General features: G+C 71.8%; 11 protein-coding genes. 6 read left to right on the top strand and 5 right to left on the bottom strand.

What is annotated here, in order from left to right; all coding sequences use genetic code 11:
* Positions 1–32: 32 nt before the first annotated feature.
* Together KV557_RS12740 and KV557_RS12745 are read right to left on the bottom strand one after the other, a co-directional pair.
* Positions 33–881 carry a TetR/AcrR family transcriptional regulator gene (locus KV557_RS12740; RefSeq protein WP_218199962.1) on the bottom strand — a complete coding sequence of 283 codons (849 nt, stop codon included), beginning with the start codon at positions 879–881 and terminating at the stop codon, positions 33–35.
* A 33-nt stretch (positions 882–914) separates the two neighbouring features.
* Positions 915–1,424, bottom strand: coding sequence for an NUDIX hydrolase (locus tag KV557_RS12745; protein ID WP_218199963.1), 510 nt, complete (start codon positions 1,422–1,424; stop codon positions 915–917).
* A gap of 94 nt (positions 1,425–1,518) precedes the next feature.
* Here KV557_RS12745 and KV557_RS12750 point away from each other — a divergent pair, with 94 nt between their 5' ends.
* Positions 1,519–2,742, top strand: coding sequence for a serine hydrolase domain-containing protein (locus KV557_RS12750; protein ID WP_218199964.1), 1,224 nt, complete (start codon positions 1,519–1,521; stop codon positions 2,740–2,742).
* A gap of 26 nt (positions 2,743–2,768) precedes the next feature.
* Here KV557_RS12750 and KV557_RS12755 read toward each other — a convergent pair whose 3' ends face one another.
* The 3 genes from KV557_RS12755 to KV557_RS12765 form a co-directional block, all read right to left on the bottom strand.
* Positions 2,769–3,092, bottom strand: coding sequence for a nuclear transport factor 2 family protein (locus KV557_RS12755; protein ID WP_218199965.1), 324 nt, complete (start codon positions 3,090–3,092; stop codon positions 2,769–2,771).
* A gap of 246 nt (positions 3,093–3,338) precedes the next feature.
* Positions 3,339–4,862 carry an aldehyde dehydrogenase family protein gene (locus KV557_RS12760; protein ID WP_218199966.1) on the bottom strand — a complete coding sequence of 508 codons (1,524 nt, stop codon included), beginning with the start codon at positions 4,860–4,862 and terminating at the stop codon, positions 3,339–3,341.
* 245 nt (positions 4,863–5,107) lie between these two features.
* Positions 5,108–6,055 carry a terpene synthase family protein gene (locus KV557_RS12765; RefSeq protein WP_218199967.1) on the bottom strand — a complete coding sequence of 316 codons (948 nt, stop codon included), beginning with the start codon at positions 6,053–6,055 and terminating at the stop codon, positions 5,108–5,110.
* Between the two features lie 298 nt (positions 6,056–6,353).
* Here KV557_RS12765 and KV557_RS12770 point away from each other — a divergent pair, with 298 nt between their 5' ends.
* The 5 genes from KV557_RS12770 to KV557_RS12790 all read left to right on the top strand — a co-directional run bounded on the left by KV557_RS12770 (position 6,354) and on the right by KV557_RS12790 (position 14,666).
* Complete coding sequence (locus tag KV557_RS12770; RefSeq protein ID WP_308129875.1) at positions 6,354–9,386, top strand: ATP-binding protein; 3,033 nt, start codon at positions 6,354–6,356, stop codon at positions 9,384–9,386.
* A 319-nt stretch (positions 9,387–9,705) separates the two neighbouring features.
* Positions 9,706–10,770 (top strand): aldose epimerase family protein, encoded by a 1,065-nt coding sequence (locus tag KV557_RS12775; protein ID WP_218199969.1) that lies wholly within the window; start codon positions 9,706–9,708, stop codon positions 10,768–10,770.
* A gap of 587 nt (positions 10,771–11,357) precedes the next feature.
* Positions 11,358–12,635, top strand: coding sequence for an extracellular solute-binding protein (locus tag KV557_RS12780; RefSeq protein WP_218199970.1), 1,278 nt, complete (start codon positions 11,358–11,360; stop codon positions 12,633–12,635).
* Between the two features lie 82 nt (positions 12,636–12,717).
* Positions 12,718–13,719 carry a carbohydrate ABC transporter permease gene (locus tag KV557_RS12785; protein WP_218199971.1) on the top strand — a complete coding sequence of 334 codons (1,002 nt, stop codon included), beginning with the start codon at positions 12,718–12,720 and terminating at the stop codon, positions 13,717–13,719.
* A 41-nt stretch (positions 13,720–13,760) separates the two neighbouring features.
* A complete protein-coding gene (locus tag KV557_RS12790) occupies positions 13,761–14,666 on the top strand; it encodes a sugar ABC transporter permease (RefSeq protein ID WP_218199972.1) in 906 nt (301 codons plus the stop codon).
* Positions 14,667–14,674 lie beyond the last annotated feature (8 nt).

The following is a 14,674-nucleotide window of genomic DNA, read 5'->3' on the forward strand; positions in this document are numbered from 1 at the left end:
ACCGGCGGATCACCCAGCGGACCGCTGGTGGATCAATCCGTGGCCTGCGGCGACGGCCCGTCGGACGAAGGAGACGGGGCAGTGGCGAGCGCCGTGACGGCCTCGGCGATCCCGGGGACGGCGAACAGTCCGGCGAGGTCCCGCACGAGACGCCCGGTCGGCCCGTCCGGCCGCTCGTCGGCGAAGAACGCGGCGAGTTCGGCGGCGAGCGCGGGCTCCCGGGCGGCGGTGAGGGTGAGCGCGGCGACGAACTCCTGCACCAGGTGCAGCTGCAGCTCCTCCAGCGGCACCGAGCGCTCGGCCAGCCATTCGAGCGAGGTGATCTCGGCGTTGGCGATCCAGGCCCGGACGGTCAGCCGCAGGCCGGGGCTCGGGGACGGGATGGCGAGGTGGCTGAGGATCTGGTCGTGGGCGGCTCGCCGCACCTCGTCGATCACTGCCGAGGTGCCGGCGCTGGCGGCCACCGAGCCGCCGCGTAGCAGTGCCGCGAAGCCGGGGCCGTGGCTCTGGACGAAGTCCAGGTAGCGGCCCATGACCCGGTAGAGCCGCTCGGAGAGGGGTCCTTCGGGGGGTTCCTCGAACCGTCCGGCCAGTTCCCGCCCGGCCCGTCGCAGCGACTCCTCGTAGATCGCCTGCTTGCCCGGGAAGTAGTGGTACACCAGCGGCCGGGAGGCGCCCGCGGCCGCGGCGATGTCGTCGATCGACACCTCCTCCGGCGGGCGCACGCTGAACAGTTCCAGCGCGACGGCTATCAGCTGCTCGCGCCGCTCGTCCACACTCAGCCGCCGGCGCGGACGCTCGCCCGCGGCGGCGCCGGCCCGGTCCGGGGCGGGGTTCCGTGCAGCGCGGGCGGCCGTCGGCGACGGCGTACGGGAAGCCATGCGCGCCACCCTATCCGCCCCCTGTGCCCGGCCCTATGCGGCGCGGAACTCCAGGTAGCGGCGGTAGGCCTCGCGGCCGTCGGGGACGAAGTCGTCGCGGGTGAGGCGGTCGGCCAGTTCGGCGGGGGCGAGCCAGGTGTGCCAGGCGACCTCGGACTCCTGTGGGTCGACCGGGCCGTCCCACTCGGCCTCGTACAGGTCGCACCACCAGGAGAGCTTGTCCTGGTGGAAGAGGAACTTGAACAGCGGGCGCGGCGCGACACCGCTCACGCCCAGCTCCTCCTCGGCCTCGCGGACGGCGGCGTCTGCGTACGTCTCGCCGGAGCCGACCACGCCGCCGACGAACATGTCGTACGCGCCCGGGGCGAACAGCTTGGTGTCGGTGCGGCGGTGGACGAAGATCCGCCCGGCCGGGTCGCGGACCAGCACGAAGACGCACCGGTGGGTCAGCCCCCGCCGGTACACCTCCCCGCGCACGGCGGTCCCGATCACCCGGTCGTGCTCGTCGACGACGTCCAGCAGCTCTTCGGCAGGGTTGGTCATGACGGACAGGTTAGGGTTTTCGGGCCCGCTTCGAACGGATGATCGCGCGGGTGTGACCGATGACCGACAACGGACAGGCTGAGGGCGGCGCACGGTGGTGGAGATCTGGGGCGAGACGGCCGAGGGGTTCGAGCCCGTACGGGAGGCCTTCGCACGGAACTTCCGCGACTACGGCGAGCTCGGCGCCGCCTTCGCGCTGTACGTGCGCGGCCGCAAGGTGGTCGACCTGTGGGGCGGCGACGCCCGCCCCGAGGTCGGCGGGCGGCCCGCGCCTGCCGTCCCCTGGACGGCGGACACCGCGCAGGTGCTGCGCTCGGTCACCAAGGGCCTGACCGCCACCACCGCCCTGCTGCTGGCCGAGCAGGGCCACCTCGACCTGGACGCGCCGGTGGCCTCCTACTGGCCCGAGTTCGCGGCGGCCGGCAAGGGCGGGGTGCCGGTGCGCTGGCTGCTCTCGCACGAGGCGGGGGTGCCCGCGCTGGACGTGCCGCTGCGGTTGGAGGACGTGCTGACCTGGGAGCGCGCGGCCGCCGCCGTCGCCGCGCAGACGCCCGCCTGGGAGCCCGGCACCGCGCACGGCTACCACCCGTACACCTTCGGCTGGCTGGTCGGCGAGGTGGTGCGCCGGGTGAGCGGGCGCACCGTCGGCCAGTACTTCGCCGAGGAGATCGCCCGGCCGCTCGGCCTGGACCTGTGGATCGGGCTGCCGGCCGGCGCCGCGCCCCGGGTCGGCCGGCTGGTCGACCTGCCCGCCCCGGAGGCGGCCCGGACCGGGCCGAGCGGGCTGCGGCTGCGGCCCAAGCAGTCCGTCCGGGACGCCTACCAGGATCCGACGTCGCTGACCGCCCGCTCCTTCGCCTCGGTGCGCCCCGGGGTGGACCTCAACGACCCGGCGGTGCAGGCCGCCGAGATCCCCGGCGCGGGCGGCATCGGGACGGCCCGCTCGCTGGCCCGGTTCTACGCGGCGCTGGTCGGCGCCGCCGACCGGTACGACGGGTCGGGCGGCTCGCTGCCGCCGCTGCTCGGGGCGGAGGTGCTGGCCCGGGCGGTCAGGCCGGCGGTGCACGGGCCGGACCGGGTGCTGATCGTCAACTCCACGTTCGGCCTCGGCTTCTGGCGGCACGGCCCGACCGCGCCGATGGCCTCCCCGGCGAGCTTCGGCCACCCGGGCCGGGGCGGCTCGCTGGGCTTCGCCGACCCGGACCTCGGGCTGGGCTTCGGCTACGTCACCAACGGGATGCAGCCGGGTGTCACCGGGGACATCCGCTCGCGCAACCTGATCCGCGCGGTGCGGGGGTGCCTGGGGCTGGACGCGTGACCTGATGCGTGACCGGGTGCGTGACCTCAGGCCTGGCCGGTCTCGAAGCGGCTGATCTTCCCGCCGTCGACGGTGAAGCGCCAGGCCGTGCGCATCTCTCCCCAGGTCTCGTTGGTGAAGTTGGCGACCAGTGTGTGGCCGCCGTGCGACTCGGTCTGGACGTCCATCCGGCCGTTCGGGCCGAAGATCTCCTTGTCGATCCACTGCAGCAGGTCGCGGTCGGAGCCGTCGTCGGACATGGTCGCGTCCTGGGTGAGGGTGGCGAGGAAGGCGTCGCGGTCGCCCGCGTTGATCGCGGTGACGAAGGCGCGCACGGTGGGGTCGGTCAGCTTGGCGGGGGCGATGGTCATCGGGGACTCCCGGACTGGAAGGGGCGGGACTCCTGTCTAGGCCGTCCGCCGGGCGTGTCCGGGCATGTCGGCGGCGCGTCGGGAAATTCGATGATTCATGTGCTTGGATCACGAAATGGGCGATTTGAGCATATTCGCCCTGTGGGCCACGGGGAGTGGCGGTGGAGCGGGAGGCCTGGACCGGCCTCCCGCTCCACGTATCCGGGCCCTGGCGCGGGGGCCCAGAACGGGGCCCAGAGCGGGTGCCTAGAAGAAGCCGACCGCGTCGGGGGAGTAGCTCACCAGCAGGTTCTTGGTCTGCTGGTAGTGCTCCAGCAGCGCCTTGTGGTTCTCCCGGCCGATGCCGGAGTTCTTGTAGCCGCCGAAGGCCGCGTGAGCGGGGTAGGCGTGGTAGCAGTTGGTCCAGACCCGGCCGGCCTGGATGGCCCGCCCGGCGCGGTGGGCGGTGTTGAGGTCGCGGGTCCAGACGCCCGCGCCGAGCCCGTACTGGGTGTCGTTGGCGAGTGCGACGCCCTCGTCGAAGTCGGCGAAGCGGGTGACCGAGACGACCGGGCCGAAGATCTCCTCCTGGAAGACCCGCATCCGGTTGTCGCCCTCGAAGACCGTCGGCGTCACGTAGTACCCGCCGGCCAGGGCGCCGCCGAGGTCGGCCTGCTCGCCGCCGGCCAGCACCTTGGCGCCCTCGGCCCGGCCGATCTCGAAGTAGGAGAGGATCTTCTTCAGTTGCTCGGCGCTGGCCTGGGCGCCGACCTGGGTCTCGGTGTTCAGCGGGTCGCCCTGGCGCATCGCGCGCACCCGGTCCAGGCCGTCGGCGAGCAGGCGCTCGTAGACCGAGGACTGGATCAGCGCCCGGCTCGGGCAGGTGCACACCTCGCCCTGGTTGAGGGCGAACATCGCGAAGCCCTCGACCGCCTTGCCGTAGAAGGCGTCAGGGGCGTCGGCGATGTCGCCGAAGAACAGGTTGGGGCTCTTGCCGCCGAGTTCCAGCGAGACCGGGATCAGGTTGTCGCTGGCGGCGCGCGCGATCAGCCGGCCGGTGGTGGTCTCGCCGGTGAAGGCGATCTTGCGGACGCGGGGGCTGGCCGCCAGCGGGGCGCCGGCCTCCTCGCCGAAGCCGGTCACGATGTTGACCACGCCGGGCGGCAGCAGGTCGGCGGTCAGCTCGGCGAGCAGCAGCACCGAGGCCGGGGTCTGCTCGGCGGGCTTGAGCACCACCGCGTTGCCGCCCGCGAGCGCCGGGGCGAGCTTCCAGATCGCCATCAGGATCGGGAAGTTCCACGGGATGATCTGGCCGACCACGCCCAGCGGCTCGTGGAAGTGGTACGCCACGGTGTCCTCGTCCAGCTGGGAGAGGCCGCCCTCCTGGGCGCGCAGCGCGCCGGCGAAGTAGCGCAGGTGGTCGATGGCGAGCGGGAGGTCGGCGGCCAGCGTCTCGCGCACCGGCTTGCCGTTCTCCCAGCTCTCCGCGACGGCCAGCTGCTCCAGGTTCGCCTCCATCCGGTCGGCGAGCCGGAGCAGCACCTGGGCCCGCTCGGCGGCCGGGGTGCTGCCCCAGACCGGCGCGGCGGCGTGCGCGGCGTCCAGCGCGGCCTCGATGTCCTCGGCGGTGCCGCGGGCGACCTCGGTGAAGATCTCGCCGGTGACCGGGGTCGGGTTCCCGAAGTACTCGCCGCGCACCGGCGGCACCCAGCCGCCGCCGATCCAGTGCTCGTAGCGGTGGCGGTAGGCGACGATGCTGCCGGGGGTGCCGGGGGGCTGGTAGACCGTCATGCTCTGGTGTCTCCTCGCGACGTCGGGCGCCGCCCGGGCCCGTGCGGCGGGGGCGGCGCGCCGGGCCGTCCGGTCGGGGACGGCCCGGCGGGAGGGGTACGGACACGCGCTCGGGCGGGCGCCCGCCGGGGCGCCCGCCGTCGAGCACGATAGCCGCGGACGGCTCGGCACGGCTACGGTCCGTACGGACCCGGGTTCGGAGGGTGCGCGTTCCGGCCGTTGTGGGCCGGGGGCTGTGCCGGGGCTCAGACAGCGTGGTACCGGCCGGTGTGCGACTCCCAGCGCAGGTAGCCGGCCAACCAGGTGAGCAGCCCGTCCGCGTACCGCTGGGCGATGCTCGCCTCGACCCGGGACAGGCCCAGTTCCCGGTAGACCTCGGGGAGTTGCGCGTGCAGCTCGCCGCAGCGCTCGATCATCAGCTGCGCCTCGTCGAGGACGACGGCGCACGCCTCCTCGGCCGAGCAGCGGCGCTCGCGCTGGACGATCATCACCAGGTTGTTGACGTCGCCGCGCGGGGCCTCCAGCGGGAACGACCGGACGTCGTTGCTCAGTGAAGGTATGTCGGCGGCCAGCTGACGGAGTTGACGGAGCATCGGGTGGTGCAGGATGGCGGCCGGCACCTCGAACTGGCCGAGCCGTTCGACCATGTCGAAGATGGTCTCCATGGCCGCGGTGCCCCGTCTGAGCACGAGGTAGCCGTCCCGGTCCGGCGGCCGGGAGGAGATCCGGCCGGCCGCCTCGGCCGGGTGACTGGCCAGGTACCACTCCCAGTTGTAGGCGGCGCGGGCCTGCCAGCGGGCGGGCATGCCGCGGGCGCTGCGGTCCCAGAGGTCGGCGAAGGCGGTCTCGACCGGGGACTTCTGGTCGGGCCGGGCGCCGTGCAGGACGGCGATCAGGCGTTCGCAGATCGGGGCGACCTCGGCGGGGCGGCGGCCGAGCGGGCCGTCGAACTGGTCGTCGAAAAGGAAGTAGAAGCCCATCAGGTCGGCGGCGAGGGCGAGCTCGTCCGGTCCCGCGTCGGGGTAGCCGAGTGCGGCGAGTTCGACGATCTCCCAGTGGGCGTAGCCGGGATGGCGGGGGTCGGGCAGCAACGGGTGCCGGCCGAGCCAGTCGCGGTGCAGCGCGGTCGCGTACGGGCCGTGGTGACTGCGGCGGTGCGGGAACGGGATCTGAAGTGAGGTGTCGTCAGACATCGGACTCCCGGTGCAGCGGAGGGTGGGGGCGCTAGCGGTTCGGATATGAGGTGTGGGGGAGTTGACGCGGCGAGGCTTTGGGAAGAGGGTGGTATCGCAAGATCATCTTGGCCTCGCGGGCCGTAGGGTATCTGATGTAATGATCGGACGTTGGGGATATAGGGCAATTGCCCGTGGCAAGCCTTTCGAACCCTCACCGTCCGCCCCAGCCTGGGCGAATGCCGCACGGCACGTCCCCCGCAGCGCTAACCTCGGCTCCACGAGCAGTGAGCGAGCAGTAGCGAGTCGGAGGCGCGACGTGACCGAGCAGGGCAACGGACTTCGGGCGGGAACCGGCCCCGGCCGGGACGGGGAGGGCGCCGCTCCCCGGGTCAGGCTGCGCGACCGGGACGCGGAACTGCGCTCCGCCGAGACCGCCGTCGACAAGCTGTGCCGCGAATTCGCCGCCGGCGGCACCGAGATCGGTGAACTGCTGACGATCTCCGGCCGCCCCGGCATCGGCAAGACCAGCCTGCTGCACGAGGTCCGGCGGACCGCCAAACTCCGCGACGGCGCCACCGTGCTGTTCGCGCGCGGCGGCGAGCAGCAGGTCAAGGAGCCGTACCACGTGCTGCGCCAGCTCCTCCAACCCGCGCTCACCGGCCTCGAACCGGGCGAGTTCCGCCAGGTCATGGGCACCTGGGAGGAGGTCGTCGGACCGGCCATGGGCCTCAAGCAGCCCAAGGCCGGCGCCCGCCGCCTCGACCCGCAGGGCGTGCGCGACGGCCTCGACTACGTGCTCACCCAGCTCGCGCCGCGTCGCGCGCCACTGGTGATGATCGTCGACGACCTGCACTGGTCCGACCTCGAATCCCTGTCCTGGCTCACCCAGTTCGCCGTCCGCGCCCGCGAACTGCCCGTCCTGCTCGTCTTCGCGTTCCGCGAGGACGAGAACGACTGGCAGTCGGAAGCCCGGCAGCACCACGGCACCGTGCTCAAACTCGCCACCCGAAAGCACGAACTGAACCGCCTCTCCCTGGGCTCCGTCACCGACATCATCCGCGCCGAACTCGGCGACAAGGCCGAGGACGCTTTCTGCTACGAGTTCTGGACCGTCGTCAACGGCAACCCCTACGAGGCCGTCGCCCTGCTCGACCAGGTCCGCGACCAGGACCTCGACCCGGTCGAGGAGAACTCCGTCCAACTGCGCGAACTCGCCGTCGACGCCAACGGGATGACCCTCAAGACCTGGCTCGACCGGCTCGGCGCCAGCACCCTGCGCTTCGCCTGGGCCTGCGCCATGCTGGGCACCGACATCCGGATCGACCTCGCCACCCGGATCTCCACCCAGAGCGCCGAGGGCGCCCGCGACTCCATCAAGCAGCTGCGCAAGCAACGCGTCCTCACCCAGACCCCCAACGGAAACCTCGAATTCGTCCACCCACTGATCGGCAGCTCGATCTACAACACCATGCCGGAGGCCACCCGCACCGGCATGCACGGCGTCGCCGCCGCCGAGATCGAGAACGCCGGACTCGGCCTGCTCGCCGCCTCCCGCCACCTGGTCGAGACCTTCTCCGGCGAGGGCGACGACCGTACTGTCCGCAAGCTCCGCAAGGCCGCCGCCGAACACCTGCTGATCGGTGCCCCCGAGGCCGCCCAGCGCTGCCTGCACCGCGCGCTCAACGAGCCGCCCGCCGACGACATCCGCGCCGAGGTGCTGTACGAGCTGGGCTGCTCCGCCCTGCTCACCGACCCGGGCGCCACCGTCAACCAACTGAAGCTCGCCCTTGACCCGGACGAGGGACCACTGCGCCCCGCGCTGCGGGTTGACGCCACCTTCCGGCTCTCCGAAGTGCTCGCACACAGCGGCGAACTGCGCGAGGCCGCGCTGGTCTGCCAGCGGGAGGCGGCCGAGATCGAGGACGACCCGGCCGGCAAGCTCCGGCTCCAGGCCGCCTCGTTCATGTGGCACGCGTTCCGCAAGTCCGAGGAGGACGGCCCCGGGCGCTCCCAGCGCCTCGGCGAGCTGTGCGACAGCCTCACCGGCCGCGAGGCCGCCGACCGCGCCGTCCTCGCGATGCGCGCCTGGGACCTCACCCTGCGCGGCGAGCCCACCACCGACGCGCTGGCCTACGCCGACGACGTCCTGGAGTCCGGCCGGCTGCCCAAGGGCCTCGGCTGGACCGACAGCACCTGGGGCTTCGAACTGCCCTCGATGCTCGGTCTCACCTATACCTACAACGACCGCATCGCCCAGGCCGAGCGGCTGTTCGCGGACGCCATCATCCAGTTCGAGGTCGCCGGGTGGAGCGGCGCCCACCGGGGCTTCGCCTACTTCCTGATGGGCCTGGCCCGCTTCCGCCGCGGACTGCTCGCCGAGGCCGAGGACTTCCTGCGCCGCGCCCTGCGGCTTTCCGAGCGGATCGGCCCCAAGCTGCCGCTCGCCTGGGACGCGGTCGGAGTGCTGGTGGACACCCTGCTCGCCCGCGGCCGGGTCGACGAGGCCTGGGAGCTCGCCAACCGCTTCGGCTTCCACCCGCCGTACCACGACACCGCGATGGTGCTGCCGGACGCGCCCTCGCTGTACGGCAAGCTGCTGGTCGCGAAGAAGCGCTACGCCGGTGCCGCCGCCGCGCTCACCGAGGCCGGCGCCCAGCTGGAGGCTCGTGGCTGGCGCAACACCGTCTGGGCGCCGTGGGCGGGCCACCTCGCCATCGCCATCGCCCAGGACGAGCCGGACCGCGCCCGCGAGTACGCACAGAAGGCGATCCGGGACGCGCGCACCTTCGGCACCGCCTCGGCGATCGGCACCGCGCTGCGGCTGCACGCCGAGATCGAGGACGGCCAGCAGGCGGTCGAGCTGCTGCAGGAGGCAGTGAGGTACCTCGGGCAGTCCCCGGCCGGGTACGAGCACGCCGTCGCGCTGGTCGAGCTCGGGGCGGCGCTGCGCCGGGTCGGGCGGCTGGACGACGCCCAGGAGTACCTGTACCAGGGCATCGAGCTGGCCCAGCACTGCTCGGCCGAGGGCCTGGTCGACCAGGCGCGGCGGGAGCTGGCCAACTACGGGCTGCGGCCCAACCGGCTGGGGGACTTCCGCGAGACGCTCAGTCAGCCGGAGTGGGACGTTGCCAGGCTGGCCGCGCGGGGCGTGCCGCCGCAGCGGATCGCCGACGAGCTGGGCGTCCAGCTCGGCCTGGTGAACCGGCGGCTGGCGGCGGTGTACCGCAAGGCGGGCAGCGGGCCGGACGGCCTGGCGACGGCGCTCGGGCTGCCCGGGCTGCCCGGGCAGCCGCGGGAGGCCACGCGGCCGAGCGATGAGGCGGACGACGTGGATGGCGCGGAGGAGTAGGCGGAGGGTGCTCGTTCCGCGCGGCGTCCGGCCGGGATTGCGCGCCCGGCGGACGGATGCGCTCGGGCGGCGCGCGGGGGCTCGCGAGCGCCCCCGCGGCCGTCGCCGTCGGGCTGGTGTCGTCGGGCAGGCTGACGTCGTCAGGTTGACGGTCGTCAGGTGACGGTCGCCAGGCAGGCAGTCATTACTGGCGGCTGACGGTCGTTGAGCGGGCTGACGGTCGTTAGGCTGACGGACACCGGACCCGCCGCGGCGGACCCGGACGGACCCGGAACGGGGCGACCGCGGCAGGCCCGTGACCGCCAGTGAGGAGCAGGCCATGGCGACCCAGGCCACCAGCGTGCGCCACGAACCCCTTGACGCCTCCGGCGCGGGCGCCGCGATCGAGCGCTGGACGCTCACCGCCGGCCCGTACGAGGCGAGCGTGCTCACCCTCGGCGCCACCCTGCACACCCTGACCGCGCCCGACCGCTCCGGCCGCCCGGCCCAACTGCTGCTCGCCACCGACAAGTTGGCCCAGATCCTCGGCCCGGCCCGGCACTACGGCACCGTGGTCGGCCGGTACGCCAACCGGATCGACGGCTCCAAGGTCACCATCGACGGCGAGGAGCACCCGCTCGCCCCCACCGGCGGTGGCATGACCATCCACGGCGGCCCGGACGGCTTTGCCCAGCGGATGTGGGAGGCCGAGGAGGCCGACGGTGGGGTGCGGCTGCGGCTGCACAGCCCGGACGGCGACCAGGGCTTCCCCGGCGCGCTGGACGTCACCGTCACCTACACCCTGGATCCGGCCGGCGAGCTGGTGATCGCCTACCGCGCCGTCACCACCAAGCCGACCGTCGTCAACCTCACCAACCACGCGTACTTCAACCTCGCGGGTGAAGGCAGCGGCGACGTCCTCGGCCACCTGCTCACCCTGGACGCCGACGGGTACACCCCCGCCGACGAGCGGCAGATCCCGTACGGGCGGACCGAGCCGGTGGCCGGCACGCCGTTCGACTTCACCGCGGCCACGCCGATCGGCAAGTCGGTGCACGACGAGCACCCGCAGCTGGCCGGGCCCGGCGGCTACGACCACAACTGGGTGCTGCGCCCGCGGCCGGCCGACGGAACGCCGGCCCGGGCGGCGCTGCTGGAGGACCCGGTCAGCGGCCGCACCCTGGAGGTGCTGACCACCGAGCCGGGCATCCAGGTCTACACCGCCAACAAGTTCCAGGGCGCGGTCACCGGCGCGAGCGGCGTCCCGTACGGGCCGTTCGCCGGGATCGCGCTGGAGACCCAGCACTTCCCGGACTCCCCGCACCACCCGGACTTCCCGAGCACGGTTCTGCGGCGGGGGGAGGAGTTCCGCTCGACGACCGTGCTGCGGCTGGGGACCAACTAGGGCTTGTCCTAGAACTTGTCCTAGAACTTGTCGTAGAGCCCGTCGCGGTCCCGGCGCATGCAGAGCCGGGGCCGGCGGTCGAGGCCGTGGTCCGCCTCCTGGCGGCGAATCTCCCGCAGGCCCGGAGTGACCTCGTGTAGCGGGCCAGCTCGTGCGGGGCCGGGGGTTCGTCCTCGGCGATCTCCTGCATGCCGGTGGCGGCGAACGGTGCCCCGGCGGCCCGTTCCAGCTCGCACAGCAGCGGCAGTTCGTCCTTCTTGGCGTCTCTGATGCGCATACGGCCAGCCTGCTGCAAGCGTCTTTCGGCCACGGACGGTGGTGTTCCAGGCCACAGGCCGCCGGGGTGAAACGGGCAAACTCGGACATTGTCGGGCACTGTCAACTACCGTGCGGCAACGTCCAGGACACGCGGCTGTAACGATCGCCGATTCTTGCAGAAACTTGCTGCAAGACCTTTCCGCAATGATTCCGCCGCTGTTAACTTCCTTCCCGAGCCCGACGGCAGCAACGGTGCAGTCGGCACGAGGCAGCCATTATGCGCCTGTCTCCGAACATCTCGGGCACCCCCACCCTCCCAAGGAGTTCTCATGCGGCGTGGCATCGCGGCCTCTGCCCTCGTTGTGGCCCTCGCGGTCTCGATGGCTGCCTGTGGCAGCAGCGGCTCCAGCTCGAACGGCAAGGCCGACGGGCCGGTCACCCTCACCTACTGGGACACGTCGAACGCCACCAACGAGGCGCCGAACTACCAGGAACTCGTGAAGAAGTTCGAGGCGGCCAACCCGAACATCAAGGTCGACTTCGTCAACGTCCCGTTCGACCAGGCGCAGAACAAGCTCCAGACCGCCATGGGGGCCAAGGGCGCTCCGGACGTGTTCCGCTCCGAGGTCGGCTGGACCGCCGCCTTCGCCAAGGCCGGCTACCTGGAGCCGCTCGACGGCACCCCGGCCGCCGCCGACACCTCGGCCTTCCAGCCCAGCCTGATCCAGCAGGCCAAGTTCGACGGCAAGCTCTACGGCGTCCCGCTGGTCACCGACACCCTCGGCCTGCTCTACAACAAGGAGCTGTTCGCCAAGGCCGGGATCGCCGACGCCCCCAAGACCTGGGACGAGCTGAAGACCGACGCCGCCGCCATCAAGGACAAGGCGGGCGTGGACGGCTTCTGGCTGAAGGCCGCCGACGGCTACTACGCGATGCCGTTCCTGTTCGGCGAGGGCACCGACACCGTCGACGCCGCCGGCAAGAAGATCACCATCACCTCGCCCGAGGCCGTCAAGGGCGTCGAGACCTACAAGTCGATGTTCACCTCGCCCGGCACGGTCAAGGCCGACGTCACCACCGACGCCTACGCGCACATGATGGACGCCTTCAACAGCGGCAAGGTCGCGGCCATCATCCAGGGCCCCTGGGAGATCACCAACATCTACAAGGGCTCCGCCTTCGCCGACAAGAAGAACCTCGGCATCGCCGCCGTTCCGGCCGGCTCCAGCGGCAAGGCCGGCGCCCCCACCGGCGGCCACAACATCTCCGTCTACGCCGGTGCCGACCAGGCCCACAAGGCCGCGGCCGAGAAGTTCGCCGCCTTCATGACCTCGGCCGAGAGCCAGGCGTTCATCGCGCAGAAGAACTCCACCCTGCCGACCCGCTCCGACGCCTTCACCGCCGACGTCAAGGCCGACCCGGGCATCGCGGGCTTCCAGGCCGTGCTCGCCAGCGCCAAGCCGCGCCCGGAACTGCCCGAGTACAGCTCGCTGTTCGCCTCGCTCGGCACCAACCTCGGCAAGGCCGTCCAGGGGACCAGCACCCAGGACGCGCTGAACACCGTCGCCACCGACTACACCAAGCTCCTCCCCGGCTTCGCCAAGTAGTCCCCAGCCGCCCGGCCCGCCGCCTTCGGGTGACGGGCCGGGCGATCGGCTCCCCCCGAATCCCCCGAGAAGGTGTCAAACGATGTCAGTCGCCGTGCAGGGCGCCACCGGCAAGGGCAGCCGGGAGCGCGAACCGCGTCCGGGCCTGCTGGAGCGCGTCAAGCGCTCCTACGCCAAGCACTGGTACGCCTACGCGATGATCGCCCCGGTCGTGCTGGTGCTCGGCGCGCTGGTGATCTACCCGCTCGTCGAGGGCATCTGGCTCACCCTCACCGACGCCAACAGCCTCAACGTCGCCCGCAAGATCGGCGTCAACGAGATCCCGGCCAGCTACAACTTCGTCGGCTTCCACAACTACGCCGACATCCTGTGGGGCCCCGGCTCGTACGACCGTTTCTGGTCCCACTTCATCTGGACCATCGCCTGGACGGCCATCTGCGTCTTCCTGCACTACACCCTCGGCCTGGGCCTCGCCCTGCTGCTCAACAAGAAGCTGCGCGGGCGCGCCGTCTACCGGATGCTGCTCATCCTGCCGTGGGCCGTGCCGACCTTCGTCACCGTCTTCTCCTGGCGCCTGATGCTCTCCGACGGCGGCATCGTCAACGGCATGCTCTCGTCCCTCCACCTGCCCCAACCCGGCTGGCTGACCGACCCGTTGGCGCAGAAGGCGGCCGCGATCATGGTCAACACGTGGGCCGGTGTGCCGTTCATGATGATCTCGCTGCTCGGCGGCCTGCAGTCGATCCCGGCCGAGCTGTACGAGGCCGCCGAGATGGACGGCGCCACGCCGTGGCAGCGCTTCCGGTACGTCACCATGCCCGGGCTGCGCACCGTCTCCTCCACCGTCGTCCTGCTCGGCGTGATCTGGACGTTCAACCAGTTCAACGTCATCTTCCTGCTGTTCGGCACCGGCGCGCCCGACACCCAGCTGCTGGTCACCTGGGCCTACCGCCTCGGCTTCGGCCAGATCCCCCGGGACTACGCGCAGTCCGCCGCCTACGGCGTGATCCTGCTGTCCATCCTGATCGTCTTCACCGCCTTCTACCGGCGCTGGCTCGCCCGCACCGAGCAGGCCAACGGCTGAGGCCCCGGACCCAGTTGACCCACGAAGGCAGGTAACCCCCGATGAGCACCACCACCGAACGCCCCACCCCCGTGGCGACCGCGGCCCCGGCCGCCCGGCCCGCCAGGGTCCGCCCGCGCGGTGAGAGCAGTCCGCCGGCCAGGGCGCTGTCCCACGGCATCCTGATCCTGGCCGGCCTGATCGCGCTGTTCCCGGTGGCGTGGATCTTCTACGTCTCGCTCGGCCCGGACAAGAGCGACTACCTCCACGCCGGCGGGATCCTCGGCAAGCTCACGCTGTCGAACTACCAGCACGTGCTGTTCGACACCGACTTCTTCACCTGGTTCGGCAACGCCCTCCTGGTCTCCGGCGTTACCACCGTGTTCGGCGTGCTGCTCGCCGCCACCACCGGCTACGCCGTCTCCCGGATGCGCTTCCCGGGCCACCGACCGCTGATGTGGTCGCTGCTGGTCACCCAGATGTTCCCGATCGCGGTGCTGATCGTGCCGATGTACACGATGCTCTCCGACCTCGGCCTGCTGGACAGCTACCTGGGCCTGATCCTGGTCTACTCGACCACCACCGTGCCGTACTGCGCCTGGCTGCTGAAGGGCTACTTCGACACCATCCCGGTGGAGATCGACGAGGCCGGCCGGGTCGACGGGCTCACCCCGTTCGGCACCTTCTGGCGGCTGGTGCTGCCGCTCGCCCGCCCGGGCCTGGCGGTGGCCGCCTTCTACTCCTTCCTCACCTACTGGGCCGAGGTGCCCTTCGCGTCCACCTTCATGCTCAGCTCCGACAAGTACACGCTGGCCGTCGGCCTGCAGACCTTCGTCAGCGAGCACGACGCCCAGTGGAACCTGATGGCCGCGACCGCCGTGCTGATCGCGATCCCGTCGGCGGCCTTCTTCTACCTGGTGCAGCGCCACCTGGTCACCGGCCTGACCGCCGGTGCCTCCAAGTCGTAACGCTCCTC

This window comes from Kitasatospora aureofaciens, assembly GCF_019192735.1.
GTDB classification, from domain to species: Bacteria; Actinomycetota; Actinomycetes; order Streptomycetales; family Streptomycetaceae; genus Kitasatospora; species Kitasatospora aureofaciens_A.